General features: G+C 72.7%; 20 protein-coding genes and 1 riboswitch. Of the genes, 12 read left to right on the forward strand and 8 right to left on the reverse strand.

What is annotated here, in order from left to right; all coding sequences use genetic code 11:
• Genes ndk through ABC138_RS11085 form a run of 5 tightly spaced genes read right to left on the reverse strand, consistent with a single transcriptional unit; the run spans position 1 to position 4,765 of the window.
• On the reverse strand, positions 1–435 hold the full coding sequence (gene ndk / locus ABC138_RS11065; RefSeq protein ID WP_255218238.1) for a nucleoside-diphosphate kinase: 435 nt from the start codon (positions 433–435) through the stop codon (positions 1–3).
• Between the two features lie 14 nt (positions 436–449).
• Entirely contained in the window at positions 450–1,277 is an 828-nt protein-coding gene (locus tag ABC138_RS11070; RefSeq protein ID WP_068322791.1) for an undecaprenyl-diphosphate phosphatase, read from the reverse strand.
• 2 nt (positions 1,278–1,279) lie between these two features.
• The gene (locus ABC138_RS11075) at positions 1,280–1,675 is read right to left on the reverse strand and encodes a DUF4233 domain-containing protein (RefSeq protein WP_169701822.1); all 396 of its coding nucleotides are present in this window, start codon (positions 1,673–1,675) and stop codon (positions 1,280–1,282) included.
• Positions 1,676–1,695: 20 nt separating this feature from the next.
• Entirely contained in the window at positions 1,696–3,135 is a 1,440-nt protein-coding gene (locus ABC138_RS11080; protein WP_068322786.1) for a folylpolyglutamate synthase/dihydrofolate synthase family protein, read from the reverse strand.
• A gap of 19 nt (positions 3,136–3,154) precedes the next feature.
• Entirely contained in the window at positions 3,155–4,765 is a 1,611-nt protein-coding gene (locus ABC138_RS11085) for a bifunctional NAD(P)/FAD-dependent oxidoreductase/class I SAM-dependent methyltransferase (protein WP_345913708.1), read from the reverse strand.
• An 89-nt stretch (positions 4,766–4,854) separates the two neighbouring features.
• On the opposite strand from ABC138_RS11085, the gene ABC138_RS11090 reads away from it, so the two are divergent.
• From ABC138_RS11090 to ABC138_RS11120, 7 genes are all read left to right on the forward strand, one after another.
• Positions 4,855–5,412, forward strand: coding sequence for an XRE family transcriptional regulator (locus ABC138_RS11090; RefSeq protein ID WP_345913709.1), 558 nt, complete (start codon positions 4,855–4,857; stop codon positions 5,410–5,412).
• A gap of 69 nt (positions 5,413–5,481) precedes the next feature.
• On the forward strand, positions 5,482–6,513 hold the full coding sequence (locus tag ABC138_RS11095; protein WP_345913710.1) for an iron-siderophore ABC transporter substrate-binding protein: 1,032 nt from the start codon (positions 5,482–5,484) through the stop codon (positions 6,511–6,513).
• A 10-nt stretch (positions 6,514–6,523) separates the two neighbouring features.
• Positions 6,524–7,543 (forward strand): iron chelate uptake ABC transporter family permease subunit, encoded by a 1,020-nt coding sequence (locus ABC138_RS11100; protein WP_211596799.1) that lies wholly within the window; start codon positions 6,524–6,526, stop codon positions 7,541–7,543.
• Positions 7,540–8,598, forward strand: coding sequence for an iron chelate uptake ABC transporter family permease subunit (locus tag ABC138_RS11105; RefSeq protein ID WP_345913711.1), 1,059 nt, complete (start codon positions 7,540–7,542; stop codon positions 8,596–8,598). The genes ABC138_RS11100 and ABC138_RS11105 overlap by 4 nt, the downstream gene beginning before the upstream one ends.
• On the forward strand, positions 8,595–9,404 hold the full coding sequence (locus ABC138_RS11110; RefSeq protein WP_338537862.1) for an ABC transporter ATP-binding protein: 810 nt from the start codon (positions 8,595–8,597) through the stop codon (positions 9,402–9,404). The genes ABC138_RS11105 and ABC138_RS11110 overlap by 4 nt, the downstream gene beginning before the upstream one ends.
• A gap of 26 nt (positions 9,405–9,430) precedes the next feature.
• Positions 9,431–9,769 carry a helix-turn-helix domain-containing protein gene (locus ABC138_RS11115; protein ID WP_068322765.1) on the forward strand — a complete coding sequence of 113 codons (339 nt, stop codon included), beginning with the start codon at positions 9,431–9,433 and terminating at the stop codon, positions 9,767–9,769.
• Positions 9,766–10,272 carry an SRPBCC domain-containing protein gene (locus ABC138_RS11120; protein WP_068322761.1) on the forward strand — a complete coding sequence of 169 codons (507 nt, stop codon included), beginning with the start codon at positions 9,766–9,768 and terminating at the stop codon, positions 10,270–10,272. The genes ABC138_RS11115 and ABC138_RS11120 overlap by 4 nt, the downstream gene beginning before the upstream one ends.
• Before the next feature lie 216 nt (positions 10,273–10,488).
• Here ABC138_RS11120 and ABC138_RS11125 read toward each other — a convergent pair whose 3' ends face one another.
• Genes ABC138_RS11125 through ileS form a run of 3 tightly spaced genes read right to left on the reverse strand, consistent with a single transcriptional unit; the run spans position 10,489 to position 14,870 of the window.
• Entirely contained in the window at positions 10,489–11,193 is a 705-nt protein-coding gene (locus ABC138_RS11125) for an LrgB family protein (RefSeq protein WP_345913712.1), read from the reverse strand.
• On the reverse strand, positions 11,186–11,545 hold the full coding sequence (locus ABC138_RS11130) for a CidA/LrgA family protein (RefSeq protein WP_068322755.1): 360 nt from the start codon (positions 11,543–11,545) through the stop codon (positions 11,186–11,188). The genes ABC138_RS11125 and ABC138_RS11130 overlap by 8 nt, the downstream gene beginning before the upstream one ends.
• Before the next feature lie 7 nt (positions 11,546–11,552).
• Positions 11,553–14,870 carry an isoleucine--tRNA ligase gene (gene ileS / locus ABC138_RS11135; RefSeq protein ID WP_068322751.1) on the reverse strand — a complete coding sequence of 1,106 codons (3,318 nt, stop codon included), beginning with the start codon at positions 14,868–14,870 and terminating at the stop codon, positions 11,553–11,555.
• Between the two features lie 311 nt (positions 14,871–15,181).
• Positions 15,182–15,244, forward strand: a riboswitch (cobalamin riboswitch).
• Positions 15,245–15,352: 108 nt separating this feature from the next.
• On the opposite strand from ileS, the gene ABC138_RS11140 reads away from it, so the two are divergent.
• Genes ABC138_RS11140 through ABC138_RS11160 form a run of 5 tightly spaced genes read left to right on the forward strand, consistent with a single transcriptional unit; the run spans position 15,353 to position 21,159 of the window.
• Positions 15,353–16,690, forward strand: coding sequence for a hypothetical protein (locus ABC138_RS11140; RefSeq protein ID WP_345913713.1), 1,338 nt, complete (start codon positions 15,353–15,355; stop codon positions 16,688–16,690).
• Positions 16,690–17,625 carry a hypothetical protein gene (locus tag ABC138_RS11145; protein ID WP_345913714.1) on the forward strand — a complete coding sequence of 312 codons (936 nt, stop codon included), beginning with the start codon at positions 16,690–16,692 and terminating at the stop codon, positions 17,623–17,625. Before ABC138_RS11140 ends, ABC138_RS11145 begins: the two co-directional genes overlap by 1 nt.
• 8 nt (positions 17,626–17,633) lie before the next feature.
• The gene (locus tag ABC138_RS11150; RefSeq protein WP_345913715.1) at positions 17,634–18,770 is read left to right on the forward strand and encodes an energy-coupling factor transporter transmembrane component T; all 1,137 of its coding nucleotides are present in this window, start codon (positions 17,634–17,636) and stop codon (positions 18,768–18,770) included.
• A complete protein-coding gene (locus tag ABC138_RS11155; protein WP_345913716.1) occupies positions 18,767–20,386 on the forward strand; it encodes an ATP-binding cassette domain-containing protein in 1,620 nt (539 codons plus the stop codon). The genes ABC138_RS11150 and ABC138_RS11155 overlap by 4 nt, the downstream gene beginning before the upstream one ends.
• Positions 20,383–21,159, forward strand: a complete 777-nt coding sequence (locus tag ABC138_RS11160) for an ECF transporter S component (protein ID WP_345913717.1) — start codon at positions 20,383–20,385, stop codon at positions 21,157–21,159. Before ABC138_RS11155 ends, ABC138_RS11160 begins: the two co-directional genes overlap by 4 nt.
• The last annotated feature ends 50 nt before the right edge of the window (positions 21,160–21,209 follow it).

Raw genomic sequence — 21,209 nt, forward strand, 5'->3', positions numbered from 1 at the left:
TCAGAGCTTCGGGAACCAGATGCCGATCTCACGGTCGGCGGACTCCGGCGAGTCGGAGCCGTGGACGATGTTCTCGTCCACCGCGCCGGCCCACTTGCGGCCGAGGTCGCCACGGATCGTGCCGGGGGCCGCCTCGGTCGGCTTGGTCGCGCCGGCGAGCGAACGGAAGCCCTTGATGCACTCCTGGCCCTCGATGACGACCGCGGCCACGGGGCCGGAGGACATGAAGTCCAGGAGCGGCTCGTAGAAGGGCTTGCCCTCGTGCTCGGCGTAGTGCGCGGCGAGCTGCTCCCGGGTCGGGGTGACCACGGAGAGCGCGACGAGGGTGTACCCCTTCGCCTCGATCCGGCGGATCACCTCACCGGTGAGGCCACGGCGGAAGCCGTCGGGCTTGACGAGGATCAGGGAGCGTTCGGTCTGCACGGTCTCGGTCACGGGCCCCAGCGTAGTCACGCGCTGATCGTGCCCGTACCCAGCAGGGCGAAGAGGCCGAGCGCCAGGAGGATCCGGTAGACCATGAAGGGGGTGAAGGTGTGGGTCGTGATGTAGCGCATGAACCACGCGATGACGGCGTAGCCGACGACGAAGGCGATGAGGGTGGCCACGATGATCGGCGTCCAGCCGGTCTCGCCGGTCCCTTCTCCCCCGGCGATCTTGACGACCTGCAGGCCGCCCGAGGCGATGACCGCGGGGATCGCGAGGAGGAAGCTGTATCGGGCCGCGGCCTCACGGGTGTAGCCCATGAAGAGACCGCCGGCGATCGTGCCGCCGCTGCGGGAGACCCCCGGCACGAGGGCCAGGGCCTGCCAGAGGCCGTAGAAGATGCCGTGCTTCCACGACAGCTCGGTCAGCTCGCGGCGCTGGGTGCCGAGCCGCTCGGCGGCCATGATGACGAGGGCGAAGACGAGCAGCATCGTCGCGGTGATCCACAGGCTCCGCAGCGAGGTCTCGATCTGGTCCTGGAAGAGGATGCCGAGGAGGCCGATGGGGATGGTGCCGATGATGACGAGCCAGCCCATGCGCACGTCCGGGTCGTCCCTGGCGACCTTGCCGGCGAGCGAGAGGCACCACTTGCGGATGATCGTCGTGATGTCGCGCCAGAAGTAGATGACGACCGCGGCCTCGGTGCCCAGCTGGGTGATCGCGGTGAACGCCGCGCCCGGGTCCTCCTGCCCGAGCAGCTGCCCGACGATCGAGACGTGGGCGCTGGAGCTCACCGGGAGGAACTCGGTGAGCCCCTGGACGAGCCCGAGGATGATGGCGGTGATGAGGTCCAAGGTCAGCTCTCCTGCTGGGTCGTGGCGCGGGCGGCCTGTTCACGATCGACGCGTCGGCCCACGCGCTGGCAGTAGCCGTACAGGAGCGCGAACATCGCACCGACGACGAACATCATCGGCACGAAGAGTCCCGACAGGATGGAGAGAACCTGGACGACCCATCCCAGGGCCGGCCCGAAGGGCCGCTTCATCACACCCGCGGAGACGAGCGCGAGGACGGCCAGGCCGCAGAGCAGGACGAAGGGGGTCAGCCCCGCGATCACCGCGTCCTGGTCCGGGTCGAGGCCCCGGCTCGTCAGGGCGCCGAAGAAGATGACGAGCGCCTGGCCGCCCACGACGGTGGCGAGCATCCGCCACATGAACTTGCCCTGGGGGCGCGGCTGCTGGTCGGGAGTCACGGTGGTCAAGGGTAAGCGGCTCACTCGTCGTCGAGATCCACCGGCACCTCGACCGGCGGGGCGACGGGCTCCTCGACGTCGGTCACGCCGAGGAGCAGGCGCACCTCACCGACGGTGACGATGGACCCGGTCGCGACGACACCGCCGGCGACTCCCCCTTCGTCCGCCAGCTCGGCCGCGCGGTCGAGCGCGTCGGGCAGCTCGTCGACGACCGTGACGCGGTGGTCACCGAAGACCTCCCCGGCGATCTCGCCCAGGCGGTCGGGACGCATCGCGCGCGGGGAGGTCGAGCGGGTGACGACGACCTCGTCGAGCGCCGGCTCGAGGGCCTCGAGGATCCCGACGACGTCCTTGTCCTTGAAGATCGAGACGACGCCGACGAGGTGGCTGAAGGTGAAGGAGTCCTTGAGCGCCTCGGCGAGGACCGCCGCGCCGTGCGGGTTGTGGGCCGCGTCGACGATGACGGTGGGGCTGCGGCGCACGATCTCGAGACGACCGGGCGAGGTGGCCGTGGCCAGCCCGGCGGCGAGGACCTCCTCCCCGAGCGGCTGCTCTCCCCCGCCGAGGAAGGCCTCGACGGCCGCGACGGCGAGCGCCGCGTTGCCCGCCTGGTGCGCGCCGTGGAGCTTGAGCAGCAGGTCGGGGTGGTCCCCGGCGAGGCCGCGCAGGGAGATGACCTGGCCGCCGACCGCGACCTCGCGCTCGAGGACCCCGAAGTCGGCTCCCTCGACCTTCAGCTGCGCGCCGACCTCCTCGGCCCGCTCGCGCAGGATGTCCAGGACCTCGGGCTCCTGGGGGGCGCTCACCGCGATGGCGCCGGGGTGGATGATCCCCGCCTTCTCCGAGGCGATGTCCTCGATGGAGTCACCGAGGAAGTGCTGGTGGTCGAGCCCGACGGGGGTGATGACCGCGACGTCGGCCTCGAGCACGTTGGTCGCGTCCCACGACCCGCCCATCCCGACCTCGATGATGGCGATGTCGATCGGCGCGTCGGCGAAGGCCGCGTAGGCGAGCGCGACGAGCACCTCGAAGTAGGTCATCCGCGGTCCACCCTCGGCGACCGAGCGGGTGTCGACCGCGTCGACGAAGGGGGCGATGTCCGCCCACGCGTCGAGGAAGGCCTCGCGCGTGATCAGCTCCCCGCCGATGGTGATCCGCTCCCGGATGTCCTGCAGGTGCGGCGAGGTGAACCGTCCCGTCTTCAGGCCCGACTCGCGCAGCACCGACTCGATGATCCGCGCGGTCGAGGTCTTGCCGTTGGTGCCCGTGACGTGGATCGCCGGAAAGGTGCGCTGCGGCTCGCCGAGCAGGTCCATGACCGCCCGGATGCGGTCGAGGCTGGGCTGCAGGTCGTGCTCGGGCGCACGCTCGAGGATGCTCTCCTCCACCTGGCGCATGCGCTTGCGCAGCTCGAGGTCGGCGGCGGCCTGCCGCTGGGCGGCGTCGGGGGCGGGGCTCATGCCGCAGATTGTCCCATCGTCAGGCCCCACGGCGTGCACGCAGCACGACGTCGTGCACGTGGTGCGCGGAGACCGCGCCGGCCGGGCGCTCCCGGCGCTCGTGGACCTCGACGACCCATCCGGGTCGCTCGGCGATCGCGGCGACGAGGTCATCGGTGTCGACGAAGGCGTGGTGGTCGAAGGGCCGGGTCCGGTCCGCGTCGCCGTGCGTCGCGGTCTCGTCCATGTCGTGCGTGTCGTGGTCGACGACGACGAGGTGGCCGCCCGGCGCGACGGCGTCGAGCACGTGGGCGACGCCGCGGCCGTCGGGCGTCCGCGGGACGGATGCGTAGGCGGCTGTCACGAGGTCGTGCTGCGCGGAGCCGAAGGGGGCAGCAGCGTTGACGTCGGCCTGCACCAGGACGATGTCGAGGCCGCGGTCGCGGGCGGCGGCACCGACGCGCTCGAGCGCGAGGGTCGAGATGTCGTTCGCCGTCACCCGCCAGCCCTGCTCGGCGAGCCAGAGGGCGTCGCCCCCTTCGCCGGCGCCCACGTCGAGCGCGCTGCCGGGAGCGAGGCCCGTGGCCTCCGCGACGAGCGAGCCGTTGGGGTTGCCGCTCCACTGCAGGTCGCGGGAGGAGTAGCGCCCGTCCCAGTCCGCGGCGTGGGCGAGGGGCCGGGCCGCGGCCTCCATGTCCTCGCGGGCCAGGTCGAAGCCGACCATGCTGCCCACGCGGCTGCCCGCCGCGGCTGTCGGCAGGACCTGGAGCATCGGCTCGGCGAGCGTGCCGGTGGCGTAGACGCCGGGGACCGCGGTCTCACCCGTCACGCCGTCGGCCTCGACGTACGTGGCGACGCCGCTCGGGTGCTCGCAGGCCATGAGGCCCACCCCGGCGAAGGGGGCGACGCGGGCGTGCAGCCGCGTCATGACGTGGAGGGTGTCGGCGTCGACGACGGTGCCGTCCTCGAGGCGGATCCCGATGAGCGCTCCCGAGTCGTCGCTGATCACGCGCTCCGCCCGGGCCACGACGACGCGCACCCCGGCCTCCCGCAGCTGCTGCAGCTCGGGCGCGTCGGCGACCACGCCGTCGTGGACGAGCACGGTGAGGTCGGCGGTGAGCTGCCGGAGCAGCGGCAGCGGGTGCAGACCCGTCGCCGACGTCACCATCGAGACGATCCGCCGGTCCCGGGACTCGTACCCGTGGCAGAACGGGCAGTGGATGACCGCGCCGCCCCAGTGCTCGGCGAGACCCGTCACGTCCGGCAGCTCGTCGGTGAGGCCGGTCGCGGCGACCACCCGGCGGGCGTGCACGACGTGCCCCCCGGAGAGCTCGATGCGGAAGCCGCCCTCCTCGCGGGTCACCGCGGTGGCCCGGCCGGTGAGCACCTCGGCGCCGTAGGAGCGCACCTCTTCGCGGGCGATCCGCAGGAAGTCGGCCGGGGAGCGTCCCTCGTGCCCGAGGTAGCTGTGCATGTGGTCGGCCGGGGCGTTGCGGGGCTCGCCGGAGTCGACGACGATGACCGACCGGCGCTGGCGGGAGAGCTGCAGGGCCGCGGCCAGGCCGGCGGCGGACCCGCCGACGACGGCGACGTCGACCTGCCTCTCGATGACGGGGGCGGAGTGGCTGCTGGCGTGACCCTGGGTGCTCATGACGTCCACCGTAGGCTGGTCTGGCGTATGCTGCATACACCCTTGCAGTATTCGCAAGGCCGCCGTGGCGCACCCGACCAGGAGGACCCGTGAGCGAGATCGAGCAGACCGTCCGCACCCGGCTCCGCGGCCTGCGCACGGCCCAGTCGCTCTCGCTCGACGACCTGGCCGAGCGCTCCCACCTCAGCCCCTCGACGATCAGCCGCATCGAGACCGGCAAGCGAGCGATCAGCCTCGACGTCCTCCTGCCCCTCGCCCGCGCCCTGCGCACCGACGTCGAGACCCTGCTCGCCGAGGACGTCGACGAGGACGTCGTCATCCGCCCGACGCCGACCCGGGAGGACGGACGCACGACCTGGATGCTCACGAAGGCCACGGGCTCGACGGCAGCGATGAAGGTGCGCCTCGAGGCGAGCGCCCGCGCACCGGAGCAGCGCGTCCACCCGGGCCACGACTGGTTCTTCGTGCTCGAGGGCCGGGTCCAGCTCCTCCTCGGCGATCGCACCATCGTCGTCGAAGCCGACGAGGCGGCGGAGTTCGAGACGATGACGCCCCACTCCTTCGGGGCGCTGGACGGGCCCGCCGAGGTCATCATGATCTTCGACCGGGACGGGCACCGGGTGCACCGCCACGACGGACGGGACTGACACCTCCATTCACTCGCGCGATTGAGTAGGTTAGCCTCTCCTAACCATCCATCGACCTGAGGTTCTGCCATGCCCCTGCCCCGCCTGCGCACCACCGGTGTCGCCCTCCTCGTCGCCGCACCCGTCGCCCTGAGCGCCTGCGGCTCGGACCCCGCCACCGACGCCGCCGCGACGTCCGGCTCCGACGACTCCGCATTCCCCGTGAGCATCGAGTCCGCCCTCGGCACCGCCGAGATCACCGAGAAGCCGAAGAAGGTCGTCACCCTCGGCCAGGGCTCCACCGAGACCTCGATCGCCCTCGGCACCGTGCCGGTGGGCATGGAGGAGTACGCGTGGGCCGCCGACGAGTCCGGCTACACGCCGTGGGTCCACGACGCCGTCAAGGACGAAGGGGGCACGCTCCCGGAGTTCGTCGGGGCCGGCGAGGAGCTGGACCTGGAAAAGATCGTCGAGCTCGAGCCCGACGTCATCCTCGCCCCCTGGTCCGGCATCACCCAGGAGCAGTACGACTCGCTGAGCGAGATCGCCCCGACCGTCGCCTACCCGGACAAGGCGTGGAGCACCGACTGGGACGAGCAGATCGAGATCATCGGCGAGGCGCTCGGCGAGGAGGAGCAGGCCCGGGGTGTCGTCGAGGACCTCGAGCAGCAGCTCGCCGACGAGGCGAAGAAGCACCCCGAGTGGGCCGAGCACACCTTCTCGTACGTCTACACGACACCCGACACCCTCGGTGTCTTCCTGCCGACGGAGCAGCGCGCCGCGATCGTGCAGAAGCTCGGGCTGAAGCCCGACCCGGTCGTCAAGACCCTCGAGGAGACCGAGGGAACCGACTCCGCGGTCATCGGCTACGAGAACGCCGACAAGCTGAACGACAGCGACCTGATCTTCACCTTCTACAGCGATCCGAAGGCCAAGAAGCAGGCGATGGACAACAAGCTCTACGCCTCGATCCCGGCGATCAAGCAGGGCGCGGTCGTCGCCGGCGAGGACAACGCCTTCGTCACCGCCTCGTCGATGATCAACCCGCTCACCGTGCCGTACACGCTCGAGCGCTACCCGAAGATGATCGACAAGGCCGTCGCCAAGGCCGACGGCAAGTGACCCTCGGCTGGTGACGAGCACGCCCTCCGCACGACGCACCCCACGGACCGCCTTGGTCCTCGTGGGGTGCGTCGTCATGCTCGCCCTCATCTGCTTGGCCTCCCTCGCCGTCGGATCCAAGTCCACGTCACTGCCCGAGGTGATCGGCGCTCTCACCGGGCGGCCGGACACCTACCTGGCGACCGTTCTCGACTCACGCATCGAGCGCACCCTGCTCGCGCTTGCGGTGGGGGTCGCGCTGGCCCTGTCGGGGGCGCTGATGCAGGGCGTGACCGCCAACCCGCTCGCCGACCCGGGGCTGCTCGGCATCAACGCCGGTGCGGCTGCCGCGATGGTGACCGCGAGCGCCTTCTTCGGCGTGGCGACGGGGTCGACGGCCTCGGCATGGGTCGCACTGCTCGGCGGTGGGATCGCGGCGCTCGTCGTCCACACGATCGGCACGGTGGGTGGCGGCGGCGCCAGCCTGGTGCGCCTCGTCCTCGCTGGTGCGGTCGTCGCGGCGGTGCTCAGCGCCTACGTCCAGGGGCTCGCACTGTCGATGCCCCAGCACTTCGACAGCTACCGCTTCTGGGTCGTCGGATCGCTGGGTGACGGTGGGCTCGACCAGCTGCGGTCGGTCGCCCCCTTCCTCATCGTCGGGCTGGTCCTCGCTCTGCTCTCGGCGAGCGGCCTCAACGCCCTCGCCCTGGGCTCGGAGACCGCGACCGGCCTGGGGGTCAACACCACCCTGCTGCGCACTGCTGCTCTCGGCGCGGCAACCCTGCTCTGCGCGGCGGCAACCGCAGCCGTCGGACCGATCGCCTTCGTCGGTCTGGCCGTCCCCCACATCGTGCGGACCCTCGTCGGCCTGGACATGCGCCGACAGCTCATCACCTGCCTGCTCGTCGGCCCGATCGTGCTGCTCGGGGCGGACATCATCGGTCGGGTCGTGCTGCGACCGCAGGAGCTCATGGTGGGGGTGGTGACGGCCTTCGTGGGGGCACCGGTCCTCCTTCTCGCGGTCCGGCGCCTCGGGAAGCGGGCGGCATGAGCACCCCGTGGACCACCTCGGAGCCCGTCATCGGTCTGGGTCGCCGTGTCCGACTGCCGGTGCGCCGAAGGGTGGCACTCCTGGGCCTCGTCCTCGTCGCCCTGGTCGTCGGCGCGGCTGTGGCGACGTTGTCGATGGGGCGGCTCGGCATCCCGGTCATGGAGCTGCCGGCAGGCATCGCCGATGTCCTGGTCGGGGACGCGCAGGGCAAGGCCAACTTCGTCCTCGGCAACCTGCGCGGGCCGCGGCTGGTCGTCGCGCTCGGTGCCGGTGCAGCGCTCGGTGCCTCCGGCGCGCTCTTCCAGTCGGTGACCCGCAACCCCCTGGGCAGTCCCGATGTCATCGGGGTCAGCGCGGGTGCAGGCGCCGGTGCTGCCTTCGTCGGGCTGCTCGTGCCCAGCGCCACCTCGATCGTGACCGGCTCCGTGGCCGGCGCCGCGATCGCCGTGGGGCTGGTGGCCGTGAGTACCGGCACCGGCCTGTCCAACCCGATGCGCATGGTGCTCGCCGGCATCGGTGTCTCGGCGATGGCCTACGCCTTCACCCAGTACGTCGTCTACGTCATGGCCCGGGACAAGTCGTCGGTGCTGGCGGCCTACATCAACGGCAGCCTCAACGCCCGCGGCTGGGACCAGGCGGCGACGATCTGGATCGTCCTCGCCGTGACCGCCGTTCCCCTGGCGATGCTGTCGGTGCCGCTCGGGATGACCGAGATGGGCGACGAGGTCGCCGCCTCGCTCGGCGTGCACTCCGGCGCGGTCCGGCGAAGGGCGGTGCTCCTGTCCGTCCTGCTGGCCGGCGGTGCCGTCGCGGTCGCCGGGCCGATCTCCTTCGTCGCCCTGACCGCACCGCACATCACCCGCCGGTTGGCCCGCAGCGCCCGGCCACTGCTCGGGCTGTCCGCGGTGACCGGCGCCCTCCTGCTGTCCCTGGCGGACCTCGCCACCCAGCAGGTCCCCCTCCTCGACGGGCTGCCCGTCGGCATCCTCACCCTGGCGATCGGTGGCGTCTACCTCGGCCTCCTGCTCGTCGGCGAATGGAAGAAGGCCACATGACGCTCCTCGCTGCCCACCAGGTCACCGTCGGCTACGGGGGCGAGCCGGTCATCCCTTCGCTCGACCTGGCGATCGAGCAGGGTGACTTCATGGTCGTCGTCGGACCCAACGGCTGCGGCAAGTCGACCTTGCTCAAGGCGCTGTGCCGGGTCAACCGGCCCTCGGCCGGCCGCGTCGAGATCGACGGCGAGGACGTGCACCGGATGCGTGGACGCGCTGTCGCGCAACGGATCTCGCTGCTGCCCCAGAGCGCGGTCGCCCCCGAGGGCATCACCGTCGCCGAGCTCGTCGCCCGCGGTCGGCACCCGCACCACACCCTGCTGCGGCAGTGGTCCCCCGACGACGACCGGGCCATCGCGGCCGCGCTGCAGCGGACCCACCTGGGCGACCTCGCCGACACCCCGGTCGCCACTCTCTCGGGCGGTCAGCGCCAGCGCGCGTGGGTCGCCATGGTGCTCGCGCAGGACACCGAGGTCATCCTGCTCGACGAGCCGACGACCTTCCTCGACATCGCCCACCAGTACGAGCTGCTCGAGCTCTTCGCCGAGCTCAACCGCGAGGGCCGCACGGTCGTCGCCGTGCTGCACGACCTCAACCAGGCGGCTCGCTTCGCCTCCCGTCTCGTGGTGATGAGCGAAGGGAGGATCCGCGGCGACGGCCACCCCACCTCGGTCCTCACCGCGGAGCTCGTGCGTGAGGTCTTCGGCCTGGCCGCCGACGTCGTCGACGACCCCCGGTCGGGCACCCCGCTCGTCGTCCCGCACGTCCGGTCCGCCGCACTCCCGACCTCGACCATTGACAGGTGACTAAATAGTCACCTATCCTCGGTGGGGTGACCGACGACCTCGTCTTCAAGGCCCTGGCGGACCCCGTCCGCCGGGCCCTGCTGGACGCGCTCCACGAGCAGGACGGGCGCACCCAGTCCGAGCTCGAGGAGGTCGTGCGAGAGCGCTGGGAGATGACGAGGTTCGGGGTGGCCAAGCACCTGCGGCTGCTCGAGGAAGCGGATCTCGTCGTCACCCGCAAGCAGGGGCGGAGCAAGCTGCACTTCCTCAACGCCGTCCCGATCCGGGCGATCCACGACCGCTGGATCGACAAGTACACGGCCGCGCGGGCCTCCGCGCTGCTCGACCTCAAACGTGTCTTGGAAAAGGACAGGGACCAGTCATGAGCGACATCCAGATCCACCGCATCTTCATCAACGCCACCCCGGAGCGCGTGTGGGAGGCGATCACCACCCCCGAGTTCAGCCGTCTCTACGGGTACACCGGCGACGTCTCCTACGACCTGACCCCCGGCGGCCACTACGAGCACCGGGCGAGCGAGGAGATGAGGTCCATGGGCATGCCCGAGGTCGTCGTCACCGGCGAGGTCCTCGAGGCCGACCCGCCGCGTCGCCTCGTGCAGACCTGGGCACCGACCTGGATCCAGGACGAGGAGCCGGGCACCGTCACGTGGGACATCGAGGCCACCGCCGACGGCGCCACCCGCCTCACCCTGACCCACGACCTCACCGGTCGACCGCAGACGGCGAGCCAGGTCGCCGGCAACCCCGACCCGTCGGGCGCCGGCGGTGGCGGCTGGCCGTGGGTCCTCTCCGGCATCAAGTCGGTGCTCGAGACCGGCCGGCCGATGGAGGAGCAGGTCTGGCAGCGGCAGGCCGAGGCCCTCTGACCCGGGCGGACGAAGGGGGGAGGTCGCCCGCGCGGGCGACCACCCCCCGGCGTCCGCCCGGGGCAGACGGCCGCGGCCGGCCGCGGCCGTCTGCCCCGGGCGGACGCCGGGGGGTGGTCGCCCGCGCGGGCGACCTCCCCCCTTCGTCTGCATTGCCCTAGGGGAATGCAACCCCCGGCGACCGCTCGTCTGCATTGCCCTATGGGAATGCAGGGGTCAGAGCAGCGCGACGACGACCGGCACGAGGATGCTCGTCAGCAGCGCGGTCAGACCCATCGCGAGCCCGGCGAAGGCGCCCTCGACGATGCTGTCGTGCAGCGAGCGAGAGGTGCCGACTCCGTGCGACACGGCTCCCATCGCCAAGCCGCGGACCCGCCGGTCCTGCACGCCCATCCGGTCGAGCGCCCACGGCCCGAGGACGGCGCCGAGCATCCCGGCGAACATCGTGAAGACCGCGACGAGCGCCGGCACACCACCGATGCTGTCGGCGATCGCGATGGCCACGGGTGTGGTCGCCGCCTTGGGGGCGATGGTGTTGGCCAGCGCCTCCCCGCCCCCCAGGGCGCGCACGGTGAGCACCGCGGAGCCGATGGAGACCAGCGCGCCGGCGGGCAGGGCGACCGCGAGCGGCACGGCCATGTCGCGCAGGTGGTGGGCCTGCCGGTGCAGCGGCACCGCGAGAGCCACGGTGGCGGGACCGAGGACGAGGTGCACCAGCGACCCCCCGGTCATGTACGTGTCGTAGTCGATGCCCAGCAGCGCGAGCAGGGCGATGACGAGCCCGGCCGCGACGAGCACGGGCTGGGCGAGCGGGTGCCCGTGCGTGCGGGCACGCAGCCACAGACCCGCCCGGTAGGCCAGCAGGGTGACGAAGACCCACGTGACCGGCGAGTCACGCAGGAAGTCCAGGGCGTCACCCATGGACGTCCTCCCCGCGACGACGCGTGAGCCACGAGGCGAGCAGCGCCACGGTGACCAGGCCGGCGGCCCACGAGACCACGAGACCGCCGCCGATCGGCAGCCACTGCCGGGCGATCTCGGAGGCGTGGACCATGATCCCGACCGTCACCGGGACGAAGAAGAGCTGGAGGTGGCGCAGCAGCCCGTCGGCGAAGCGCAGGGTGCCCGAGGTCTCCCCCGGCCGGCGCAGGGAGAGGACCCCGAAGAGGAGCACCATCCCCACGACCGGGCCGGGGATCGAGATGCCGAGCGCGCGGACGAGGACCTCGCCCACCAGCTGGCACCCGAGCACCCAGAGGATGCCGTTGATCATCGGGGCCTCACAGGCGGGTGACCTTGACCCGCACCCTCTCGTTGCCCGAGAGCTCGGTCTCGACGACGCCATCGCCCAGCGGCAGCGCCTCGAGGTTCGGCGCCGAGCCGAACTGGCCCGCCAGGGTCTCGTCGACGATGAGCCCCTGGTGGGCGACCGTCGCCTCCCACACCGGCTGCGAGCCGGTGATCGTCAGGCTGATCCGGTCCGAGACCTCCAGACCGGCCTGCTTGCGGGCGTCCTGCACGGCCCGGACGACGTCGCGGGCCAGCCCCTCGGCGGCGAGCTCGTCGGTGACCTCGGTGTCGAGGACGATGAACCCGCCCACGGACCCGGGGAGCATGGCGGTGGCGCGCTGGCTCCCTTCGTCATCGGCGGCGACGGTCTCGAGCGTGTACTCGCCCTCGACGAGCTCGATCCCGCCGGCGGTGACGGTGCCGTCCTCGGCGACCGACCAGTCCCCGGTCTTGGAACCCTTGATCGCGACCTGCACCTGCTTGCCCAGGCGTGGTCCGGCGGCGCGGGCGTTGACCGCGAGCCGCTGGCTCACGCCGAACTCCTGCGCGGCCGGGTCGGTGATGTCGAGCAGGCTCACCTGGCGCACGTTGACCTCGTCGGCGACGATCGCGCCGAAGGCCGTCAGCCGCGCGGCCTCGGGCACGACGACCGTGAGGTCGCGCAGCGGCAGCCGGTTGCGCAGCTTGTTGGCCTTGCGCAGGCCGCTCGCCGAGCTGCAGACCGCGCGCGCGGTGTCCATCGCGACGACGAGCTCGTGGTCGGCCGGCAGGTCCTGCGCCTGTGGCCAGTCGGCGAGGTGCACCGAGCGCTCCCCGGTCAGACCGCGCCAGATCTCCTCGGTCGTGAGCGGGAGAAGGGGGGCGGCGACACGGCAGAGCACCTCGAGCGCCGTGTAGAGCGTGTCGCAGGCGGCCTCGGCGTCCGTCCGGTCTGCACCGGTCGCCCAGAACCGCTCGCGGCTGCGCCGGATGTACCAGTTGGTCAGCACGTCGGTGAAGGTCCGCGTGCTGTCGCAGGCACCCGCGATGTCGTAGACGTCCATCCGGGCGGTCGCGTCCTCGACGAACTCGCGCAGCTTGGCCAGCAGGTAGCGGTCGAGCGGGTCCGACGACGCCGTCGACCACTTCGCCTCGTAGCCGGACCCGTCGGCCCCGCCCAGCGCGTTGGCGTAGAGCGTGAAGAACGAGTAGCTGTTCCACAGCGGGATGAGCACCTGGCGCACACCCTCGCGGATGCCCTGCTCGGTGACGACGAGGTTGCCGCCGCGCAGGATCGGGCTGCTCATGAGGAACCAGCGCATCGCGTCGGCGCCGTCGCGGTCGAAGACCTCGGAGACGTCCGGGTAGTTGCGCAGGGACTTGCTCATCTTGTGCCCGTCGTTGCCCAGGACGATGCCGTGGCTGATGACGGAGGAGAAGGCCGGCCGGTCGAAGAGCGCGGTGGCCAGGATGTGCAGCGTGTAGAACCAGCCGCGGGTCTGGCCGATGTACTCCACGATGAAGTCGCCCGGGAAGTGGTGCTCGAACCACTCCGCGTTCTCGAAGGGGTAGTGCACCTGCGCGTAGCTCATCGACCCGGAGTCGAACCACACGTCGAGGACGTCCTCGACGCGGCGCATCGTGCTCCGGCCGGTCGGGTCGTCCGGGTTGGGGCGGGTCAGCTCGTCGACGAAGGGGCGGTGCAGGTCCGGCACGTCCGGGTTCTCCGGGTCCCTCGGCAGCCGCCCGAAGTCGCGCTCGATCTCCTCGAAGGAGCCGTAGACGTCGATGCGCGGGTACGCGGGGTCGTCGGACTTCCACACCGGCACCGGGCTGCCCCAGAAGCGGTTGCGGGTGATCGACCAGTCGCGCGCGTTCTCCAGCCACTTGCCGAACTGCCCGTGCTTGACGTGCCCGGGCACCCAGGTGATCTGCTCGTTGTTGGCGAGCATCCGGTCCTTGATCGCCGTGACCTCGACGAACCAGGACTCGACGCCCTTGTAGATCAACGGCTGGCGGCAACGCCAGCAGTGCGGGTAGGAGTGCTCGTAGGACTCCCGACGCAGCAGGATCGTGCCCGGCGTGACCGCGTCGGTGGGCTCGCCGCGGGTGGTCGCCTTGAGCGCGTCGATGATCGGGCCGTTGGCGTCGAAGACGAGCAGGCCGGCGTAGTGGCTCACGGGCGCGGTGAAGGTGCCGTCCTTGGCGACGGGCATGACCGCCTCGATGCCCTCGCGGTCGGTCACCTCCTTGTCGACCTCACCGAAGGCGCCGGCGGTGTGGACCAAGCCGGAACCGTCGGTCGTCGTCACCGCGTCGTCCGCAGCGACGACGCGGAAGGCGTTGGCGTGCCCGGAGTAGTACGAGAACGGCGGCTCGTAGGTGCGGCCGAGCAGCTGGCCGCCCGTGTACCGACCGAGCACGACCGGCTCCTCGCCGAGCTCACGGGCGTAGTGGCCCAGGCGCGCCTCGGCGAGGAGGTACTTGGCGACCTCCCCCTCGACGCCGGGGACCGGCGCCTCGACGACGACGTAGTCGATCTCGGTGCCCACCATGACGGCGAGGTGGCTCGGCAGGGTCCACGGCGTCGTCGTCCACACGAGCAGGTGGGCACCGTCGAGCACCGGGTCCTCGCCGGTCGTGTGCATCCGCAGACCGACGGTGACGGCCGGGTCCTGGCGCTGCTGGTAGACGTCGTCGTCCATGCGCAGCTCGTGGTTGGACAGCGGCGTCTCGTCCTGCCAGCAGTACGGCAGCACGCGGAAGCCCTCGTAGACCAGGCCCTTGTCGTACATCGACTTGAAGGCCCAGATGACCGACTCCATGAAGCCGGGGTTGAAGGTCTTGTAGTCGTTGTCGAAGTCGACCCAGCGCGCCTGCCGGGTCACGTAGTCGCGCCACTCCCCGGTGTACTTCAGGACCGACTCGCGGCAGGCGGCGTTGAACTTCTCGATGCCGAGCTCGCGGATCTCGTCGGTCGTCTTCAGCCCGAGCTGCCGCATCGCCTCGAGCTCGGCGGGCAGGCCGTGCGTGTCCCAGCCGAAGCGGCGCTCGACGCGCTTGCCGCGCATCGTCTGGTAGCGCGGGACGACGTCCTTGACGTAGCCGGTGAGCAGGTGCCCGTAGTGCGGCAGGCCGTTGGCGAAGGGGGGTCCGTCGTAGAAGACGAACTCGTTGGCCCCGTCCTCGCCCGGGTCGCGCGCGTCGATCGAGGCCTGGAAGGTCTGGTCCTCGTCCCAGTAGCTCAGGACGTGCTTCTCGATCTCGGGGAAGCTCGGGGAGGCGGCGACGGTGGTCGCGTCGGTGGTGGAGACCTTGGGGTAGGTCATCGCGGCGGCTCCGGGGTGCTCGGGGTGGTCGTCTCGGCTGTGCCACGAGGACGACGGCCTGGGTCTGATGCGACTGCGGCCACCGCGGTACCACCCCGCTTGTCCACCCCCTTCGCACGCGTCGGGAGCAGACCGCTCTTGGTCCTTCGGTCGTGACGTGACCACCCGTCCGGGTCTAGTGAGGAGCGCGGCCCGCGTGGGTCGTGGTCCCGTTCTTCCGGAAGGCTCGCCGGTGATGACGGCTCAGGCGCCTGCAGGGACCAGTGTAAGGGCTTGCGGCGCGCGGGTAGACTCACCCCAGCGTCCCTCGGGGGAAGCCGGTGCGAGTCCGGCGCTGTCCCGCAACCGTGAGCCTCGTGGCGAGCCGGAGCACCTGAGACGACGTGTGGCTCCGCCATCACCCGCCGTGGACAGCGGGTCGAGCCCGACGCATCGCGCCCGGGTCAACGGCATACCGTCCCAAGCCCGAAAGGCACGCTCCCATGCGTCTCCTGCGCACCCTCGCCACCACGGCCTCGGTCGGCGCCCTCGGCCTCGCCCTCGCCCCCACCGCGAGCGCGGCCGCACCCGCGGACTCCGTCGCCTACCTCGCCGACCGTCTGGCGGACGGCGGTGACCGGCTGACCGTCGAGTCCGGCGGGCAGACCTTCGACGACCTCGGCCTGACGATCGACGGGGTGCTCGGCATGAGCGCCGCGGGCTCCGGCGGGGACGCCTCCGCCGCCGCGACCGACTACGTCGTCGCCAACGCAGGCACGTACTACGGGTACGGCGACGAGGTCTACTCGGCCGCGACCGCCAAGCTGCTCACGTTCGCCAGCGCCCGTGGGCTCGACCCGCGGTCCCTCGGTGGCGTCGACCTCGTGGCCCAGCTGCAGTCCCTCGAGGACGCCGACGGCCGCTTCTCCGACCAGTCCCAGTGGGGCGACTACTCCAACACGCTCGGCCAGGCCTTCGGGGTCATCGGCCTGACGCGCGCAGGCGCCACCCCCTCCACGGCCTCGGTCGAGACCCTCCTGTCGCAGCAGTGCGACGACGGCGGCTTCAGCCTCGAGTTCGCCGACGGCTGCGTCTCCGACCCCGACGCCACCTCCCTCACCGTCCAGGCCCTCGACGTCGTCGGGGGGCAGGAGGCCGTCGTGCAGGAGGCCGCGGACTACCTCGAGTCCCGGCAGGGCTCCGACGGCGGTGTCGGCGGCGGCGCCACGACCGAGGGCGCCAACTCCAACAGCACCGGCCTCGCGGCCGTCGCCTTCCGGCTCGCCGGTCGTGACGACGCCCGGGCGAGCGCGCTCGGGTACGTCGACGCGCTGACCTTCGACTGCGCCACCCCGGCCCTCGCCGGCGGCATCGCGTACAACCGCGCCGACTTCGACGCCGCCGTGGCGAAGGGGGCCTCCGCCGCCCCCGACGGGACCATCACCCGCTCGACCGCCCAGGCCCTGCTCGGCCTGACCGACCAGTCGTACGCGACTGTGACCTCGGCCGGGCAGGCCGCCGCCACCCCGGACACCGGCTGCGACACCCCCGCTCCCGGTGGCGACGACACCGACGGTTCCGGTGACGACGGCACCGACGGCACCGGCACCGACGACACCGACACCGACACCGACGGCAGCGGCGGCAGCGGCGGCAGCGGTACGGACACCGACACCGGCGCCGCCCCGCAGCAGCCGGAGATCCCCGCGGTCGTCCAGACCGACGGCGTGACCGCCCCCTCGGCCGGCTGGCCGGCGTGGGCCCTCGGCCTCGGCGCTGCGGCCACGGCCGCCGGCGCGACCCTCGTGACCCGTCGTCGGGTCGGAGAGCGGGTGCGCTGATGCGGCGGCTGCTCGCCGCCCTCGGCACCTCCTTGGTCGTCGGCGGGGCCGGCCTCACGCTGGCCGCCCCCGCCCAGGCGGCGCCCTGCTCGGGCGGCAGCGGGGTGAACGTCGTCGTGGACTACGGGTCCTCGACCGACGTGCGGTGCGCCTCGGGTGACCCCGCCTCTGCGGGTGCGGCGCTGACCGCCGCGGGCTTCAGCGTGCAGCAGGTCCAGACCCAGCCGGGGGCCGTGTGCCAGATCAACGGCGTGCCCAGCACCTCGTGCGTGCGCATGCCTCCCGCGAGCCAGTACTGGGCCTTCTTCCACGCGCCGGCGGGGGGCTCCTGGCAGTACTCGCAGAGGGGGATCTACGAGTACGACCCGGCGCCGGGTACCTCGGTCGGCTTCCGCCTGGGCTCCAGCCAGTCGCCGAGCGTCGCGCCACCCGCCCCCGCACCCACGGCCACGGCCCCGACGACCTCCTCGCAACCGACCGCTCGTGCGACGGCCGACGCGCCCCGCACGACGGCCGCGCCCCGGCCCACGTCCGGGGGCGGTGACCCCTCGACCGCCACGGACCCGACGAGCACCAGCACCCCGGACCCGGGCGGCACGGCGGCACCGACCTCGGGCCGGACGACCGGCAGCACCGCCCTCTCGACCTCGTCGACCACCACCCGTGACAGCGGTTCGTCGGCGACGTCCTCCTCACGGGCGTCGAAGCCCTCGCGGACGTCGAAGGGCACGACGTCGTCGACCACGTCGACGTCCTCGACCCAGCCCCCGACGTCCGCCTCGTCCACGACCTCCTCGGACGCGACGGTGGCGGCCGGCGCGGACACCTCTGGCGGCGGGGGCGGCGCCCTGCTGCCGACCGTCATCGGTGGCGGCCTGCTCCTCGCCCTCGGTGGGGGCGCCGCTGCGGTGGCCGCACGTCGACGCGCGGGCTGACCCCCTTCGTGACCCCACCGATCGCACGCGCCCTCCACCCGGGAGCCTGGTGGCTCTGGGCCATCGGGCTGGCCGTGGCGGTCTCGCAGACGACCAACCCGCTCGTGCTGCTGCTCGCCGCGGCCGCCGTGACCCTCGTCGTCGTCGCGCGCCGCACCGACTCGCCGTGGGGCCGCGCCTTCCGGCTCTACGCGGTCCTCGGCGGGTTCATCATCGGGCTGCGGCTCGTGCTGCACGTGCTCGTCGGGCTCAAGTACGGCGAGATCGTCGTCCTGCCGCTGCCGACGATCGGCCTGCCGGGCTGGGCCGCGGGGATCGACCTGCTCGGTGACGTGCGGCTCGAGGGCCTGCTCGGGGCGCTCTTCGAGGGGCTGCGGCTCGCGGTGATGATCCTGTGCATCGGCGCCGCCAACGCGCTCGCCGACCCCAAGCGGCTGCTCGCCGCGCTCCCCGGCGCCCTGCAGGAGATCGGGACGGCGATCGTCGTCGCGATCAGCGTGGCGCCCCAACTGGCCGAGTCCGCGCGACGGGTCCACCGGGCCCGGCTGCTGCGCGGCGACGCCGCACGGGGGCTGCGCGCCTTCCGGCGGGTCGCGATGCCGGTCCTCGAGGACACGCTCGAGCGCTCCCTCTCGCTCGCCGCGTCGATGGACTCGCGCGGCTACGGGCGCCGCGGCGCGGTCTCCCCCGCCCGCCACCGCACGACCGGTCTGCTCACGCTCGGCGGCCTGCTGTGCACGGCCGTCGGCAGCTACGGGGTCCTCGACGCGACGAGCCCCGAGTGGGTCGGGACCCCGATGCTGCTCGTCGGCGTCGCGCTCGGCGCCCTCGGCCTGCGCAGCGGGTCGCTCGCCGTCTCCCGCACGCCCTACCGCCCCTCCCCCTGGCGGACCCCCGAGACGCTCACCGCGGCCTGCGGCGTGCTGGCCGCGGTCGCCGCGCTGGCCAGCGTCCGCTGGGAACCGGCCGCGCTCACCATGCCGCTCGCCCCCCTCGGGCCGCCGCAGCTGCCCTGGCTCCTCACCCTCGGCCTGCTCGTCGCGACGCTGCCCGCCGCGCTCACCCCGCCCCCGCCCGTGCACCGCACCCGCGCCGCCCGCGCGACCGGCACGACCACGACCACGACCGGGAGGAGCCACGCATGAGCTGGTCACCCGAGCCCGCCGTCGTCCTCGACGGCGTGACGATCACCTACGACGGCGCCGACGCCCCCGCGCTGCGCGACGTCGACCTGACGATCGACGAGGGCGAGCTGGCGCTCGTCGTCGGCCGCACCGGCTCCGGCAAGTCGACCCTGCTCGGCGCGATCAACGGGCTCGTGCCGCACTTCACCGGTGGCCACCTCGAGGGCCGGGTCCTCGTCGCCGGGCGCGACACGGCCACGCACCGTCCCCGCGACCTCGCCGACATCGTGGGCGTCGTCGGGCAGGACCCGCTCGCCGGGTTCGTCACCGAGACCGTCGAGGCCGAGCTCGCCTACGGCATGGAGCAGCTCGGCCTGCCCCCGGAGACGATGCGGCGCCGGGTCGAGGAGGCCCTCGACGTCATGGACATCGCTGACCTGCGCGATGCCCCGCTGCGCGACCTCTCCGGCGGACAGCAGCAGCGGGTCGCGATCGGTGCCGTCCTCACCCTCCACCCGCGCGTCATCGTCCTCGACGAGCCGACCTCGGCGCTCGACCCCACCGCGGCGGAGGACGTGCTCGCCGCGATCTCCCGCCTCGTGCACGACCTGTCGACGACGGTCGTCGTCGCGGAGCACCGCATCGAGCGCGTCATCCACCACGCCGACTCGGTCGTGCACGTCGTCGACGGCCGCGTCGAGCACGGCGACCCGGCACGGATCATGGTCGGCTCGACCGTCGCTCCTCCCGTCGTCGAGCTGGGGCGCTGGGCCGGGTGGACCCCACTGCCCCTGTCCGTGCGTGACGCCCGACGCGCGGCGGGCCCCCTTCGTCGCGAGCTGGGCGGGTGGCCGGCCCCCGCGCCCGCCCCCAGCCTCCCGGCCGGCATCACGGCGAAGGGGGTGACCGTGCGCCACGGCGCCCTGGTCGCCGTCGACGCGGTCGACCTGACGCTGCCCGCTGGGGCGATCACGGCCCTCATGGGGCGCAACGGTGCCGGCAAGTCCTCGCTGATGTGGGCCCTGCAGGGGTCGGGCGCGCGCGCCGCCGGCACAGTGGCGGTCGACGGGGAGGACCCGGTGACGCTCGCCCCCGCGGCCCGGCGCGGCGTCGTCGGCCTCGTCCCGCAGACGCCCGGCGACCTGCTCTACCTCGAGACCGTCGGCGGGGAGTGCGAGCGCGCCGACCTCGACGCGGACGCCCCCGTGGGGACCTGCGCCGCCCTGCTCGAGACCATCGCGCCGGGCATCCCGCCGCAGCGGCACCCGCGCGACCTGTCCGAGGGGCAGCGCCTGGCCCTCGTCCTCGCGGTGCAGCTGAGCGCCGACCCCACCGTCGTCCTGCTCGACGAGCCGACGCGCGGTCTCGACTACACGGCCAAGACCGCCCTGACGCGCGCGCTGCGCGCCGTCGCGGACCGGGGCCGCACGGTCCTGCTGTCGACGCACGACGTGGAGTTCGTCGCCGAGACCGCCGACCGGGTCGTCGTCATGGCCGACGGCGAGGTCATCGCGCAGGGCCCCACCGCCGATGTGGTCGTCTCCTCCCCCGCCTTCGCCCCGCAGGTGGCCAAGGTGCTCGCGCCGGCCCCGCTCCTCACGGTCGCGCAGGTGCGCGCCGCGGTGGGTCGACCGTGAGCTCGACCGCGGTCGTGCTGCGACCACGCGCCGTCGCGGCGATCGGGTTGACGAGCGTCGTCGGGCTCTTCGCCTTCCTCTGGCCGCTCGTCATCACGCCCGAGAGCGGGCTGTCGCACGGCGGGGACGCCCCGCTCGTCTTCGCCGCGGTCCTGATCGGGGTGCTCGCGGTCGTCCTCGCCGAGGTCGGCGACGGCGGTCTCGACACCAAGGCGATCGCGATGCTCGGCGTGCTCTCGGCGGTGGGGGCCGCCCTTCGTCCGCTCGGGGGCGGGAGCGCCGGGCTCGAGACGGTCTTCTTCCTGCTGATCCTCTCCGGCCGGGTCTTCGGCCCCGGCTTCGGCTTCGTCCTCGGCGCGACGACGCTCGCGGCGAGCGCGCTCATCACCGCCGGGGTGGGTCCGTGGCTGCCCTTCCAGATGCTCGCCGCCTCGTGGGTCGGGATGGGCGCCGGCCTGCTGCCCCGGGCGAAGGGAGGCGCCGAGATCGTGCTGCTGTCCGCGTACGGCGTGGTCACCGGGCTCCTCTACGGGGCGGCGCTCAACTTCTCATTCTGGCCCTTCACCGCCCAGGGGGAGGCTGCGCTGGCCTTCGTCGCGGGCGACCCGGTCGCGGACAACCTGCGGCGCTTCCTCGCCTTCTCGCTCGCGACGTCCCTGGCGTGGGACCTCGGTCGGGCGGTCACCAACGTCGTGCTCATCGCCCTCACCGGCCGACCGGTCCTCGGTGCCCTGCGGCGGGCCGCGCGGCGGGCCTCCTTCTCCCGGCCCTGAGGCGGTGGCGGGAATACCCCCACGAGGTATACGGTTGGTCCCACCCGATA

It is taken from the genome of Janibacter sp. LM (genome assembly GCF_039631275.1).
Classification (GTDB): Bacteria; Actinomycetota; Actinomycetes; order Actinomycetales; family Dermatophilaceae; genus Janibacter; species Janibacter terrae.

Coding starts and splice junctions, on each gene's coding strand:
- ABC138_RS11105 (WP_345913711.1), top strand. CDS start 7,540: ATGAGCACCCCGTGGACCACCTCGGAGCCCGTCATCGGTCTGGGTCGC.
- ABC138_RS11095 (WP_345913710.1), top strand. CDS start 5,482: ATGCCCCTGCCCCGCCTGCGCACCACCGGTGTCGCCCTCCTCGTCGCC.
- ABC138_RS11120 (WP_068322761.1), top strand. CDS start 9,766: ATGAGCGACATCCAGATCCACCGCATCTTCATCAACGCCACCCCGGAG.
- ABC138_RS11145 (WP_345913714.1), top strand. CDS start 16,690: ATGCGGCGGCTGCTCGCCGCCCTCGGCACCTCCTTGGTCGTCGGCGGG.
- ileS (WP_068322751.1), bottom strand. CDS start 14,870: ATGACCTACCCCAAGGTCTCCACCACCGACGCGACCACCGTCGCCGCC.
- ABC138_RS11080 (WP_068322786.1), bottom strand. CDS start 3,135: ATGAGCCCCGCCCCCGACGCCGCCCAGCGGCAGGCCGCCGCCGACCTC.
- ABC138_RS11125 (WP_345913712.1), bottom strand. CDS start 11,193: ATGGGTGACGCCCTGGACTTCCTGCGTGACTCGCCGGTCACGTGGGTC.
- ABC138_RS11085 (WP_345913708.1), bottom strand. CDS start 4,765: ATGAGCACCCAGGGTCACGCCAGCAGCCACTCCGCCCCCGTCATCGAG.
- ABC138_RS11140 (WP_345913713.1), top strand. CDS start 15,353: ATGCGTCTCCTGCGCACCCTCGCCACCACGGCCTCGGTCGGCGCCCTC.
- ABC138_RS11130 (WP_068322755.1), bottom strand. CDS start 11,545: ATGATCAACGGCATCCTCTGGGTGCTCGGGTGCCAGCTGGTGGGCGAG.
- ABC138_RS11155 (WP_345913716.1), top strand. CDS start 18,767: ATGAGCTGGTCACCCGAGCCCGCCGTCGTCCTCGACGGCGTGACGATC.
- ABC138_RS11110 (WP_338537862.1), top strand. CDS start 8,595: ATGACGCTCCTCGCTGCCCACCAGGTCACCGTCGGCTACGGGGGCGAG.